The 1700-nt window shown below is 58.9% G+C and carries 1 protein-coding gene; it reads right to left on the bottom strand.

The features are described 5' to 3' along the window. Nucleotides 1-1637 (bottom strand): multiheme c-type cytochrome (locus BLS94_RS14270; RefSeq protein ID WP_090962582.1); only part of this gene is annotated, 1637 nt, incomplete at its 3' end. Between the last annotated feature and the right edge of the window lie 63 nt (nucleotides 1638-1700).

The following is a 1700-nucleotide window of genomic DNA, read 5'->3' on the forward strand; positions in this document are numbered from 1 at the left end:
AAGCCGCCCAGGGAGAGCTTGTCATCGGTGCTCTGGATGTCAAGCAGGCTGGTGCGCTTGGATTCCATCTTGGCGACCCGTGCCTGCAAGGCGGCCATTTCGCGGATCTTGGTGTTCTCGTCCATGACTTCGACGTAGTCGCGGTTCATGGGTCCCCAGCCTTCGGTGTAGGTCCAGCCGCCCGGGTTGACGTGGGCTAAGCCTACGTGCAGTTTGGGCAGGTTGTTCTCGCCCATTTCCAGGACTCTGAGTTCGATGGCGGCAGGATTGTTGTCCTTGGACCAGTAGAGCTGGGTGAAGCCGGCAAACATTTCTTTGTCAGGCGCCAGGGGGGCGGGACGGTTGGTCTTCTGGCCGGTGAGCAGACCTTCCTTGTAGAGTTTTTCGGCTACGCCGTGGGCTTCCTTGAATTTGGCCAGGCCATGCAGGGTGCCTTTGTCCATGAATTCAAGGTAGGAGCGGGCAAAGCGTTCGGAGTGGCACTGGGTGCAGGTCTTGACCCAGGAGTCCAGCCGTTCTTCGGACCATTCGCTGGTGATGTTCTCGGCTATGCCGGGAACGGCAGGGTAGTTGGCCCAGCGTATCTTTCTCACGACGTTGTGGGCGTATTTGCCTTCATACTCGAAGTGGCAGCCGGCGCAGGTGGGGGCGGTCTGCCCGCCTTTGGCGTAGGCGTCCTTCAGGGGGACTTCCCAGTTCCATTTGTCGCCCATGATGGACACGATCTTGCCGTGCTTGCTCATGGAGTAGGCTTCCCAGTTGTTGTGGTCGACACCGCTGTGGCAGGTGGCGCACGCTTCGGGCTGGCGGGATTCGGCCGCGGAGAATTCGTGCCGGGTGTGGCACATGTCGCATTTGTTCTGGTTGGTGTGGCACATGCTGCAGCCTTCGGCAATCTCGCGCTGGGGCATGGCGGCAAATACGGCGACTTCGACGTTGGCTTTCCAGTCCAGGGCGTGCGAGGGGCGTCCCTGCGGCCATTGTTTGTTGGGCCAGATCAGGGTGTCGCGCTCGGATTCGCGTTCGGCAAATTCCTGCAGGTGGCAGGTGCCGCAGACGTCTGCGGTGGGCATGCGCAGGTCTTTCATGTGGTCGGCCTTGCCTTTGGTGTTGATGTCGACGTGGCAGTCGATGCAGCCAACTTCCTTGAGCTTTTCGTTGGCCCCAAGCCGGTTCATGGAGCGCAGGTTCTTCTCGACGTCTTCCAGTTTGGCTTTCTTGTAGTAAACGGGGTCTTCAGGCTTTAAGTTGCGTATCTTGTCCAGGTTGGCGTGGGTGCTCTTTTTCCAGGCGTTGACCCAGACCGGCGATTCGTCGGTGTGGCATTTGACGCATTCGTCCCGCGTGGCCACTTCTTTCATGGAGGTGGGCGGTTTGTAGAAGGAGGCTGGGTCAAAGTACATGCTCATGGGAATGGGCTCCCAGTACTTGGCCAGGGTGCCCCGACCCGCGCCTTGCGCCGGGTCTTTGTAGCGCTTGACCAGCGCCTGGTGCAGTTCTTTGGGTGAGGCCGATTGCTGCAGGTTCAGCGCTTTGTACGTTTCTTTGGGGACGCTGGGAAAGTCCGCGTACGCACTCGCCGCCAATAAGGCGCCGCATGCGAGCGTGACCAGCTTCAGCCAAGGTTTGACAACCATTTGTTCTCTCCTTTACTCCGTGTTGATTTGTTGTGTTCAATATCCAGACTTGAAACCATGATC

Origin of the sequence: Nitrosospira sp. Nsp18 (genome assembly GCF_900103145.1) — a bacterium.
Lineage (GTDB): Bacteria > Pseudomonadota > Gammaproteobacteria > Burkholderiales > Nitrosomonadaceae > Nitrosospira.